At 29.0% G+C, this 276-nt stretch carries 1 protein-coding gene; it reads left to right on the forward strand.

What is annotated here, in order from left to right; translation table 11 throughout:
• The coding region (locus FUA24_RS03085) for a DUF5606 family protein (protein WP_148540016.1) at positions 1 to 276 on the forward strand (276 nt) is incomplete at both ends.

The raw sequence follows: 276 nt of genomic DNA on the forward strand, positions 1-276 counted from the left end.
ACAAACCCGTGGTGGTTTTGTAGCAGAATCTTTAATTGATAAAAAACGTTTGTCAATAGGGCTTCAAAACAATGTAAGTGTATTAAGTGAAATAGCTATTTATACCTTAGCTGAAGAAGTACCTTTAGTAGAGGTTTTCAAAAAAATTAAAGAAAAAGAAAACGGTAATCAAACATCAGTAAAACCAAAAGATAGTAAAGATAAACTAGAAGAATACTTCTTTGAAGTTTTACCAGATTATGATGAAGATAGAGTATATGCCAGTGATATTAAAAA

The sequence above is a fragment of the Seonamhaeicola marinus genome, from assembly GCF_008085455.1.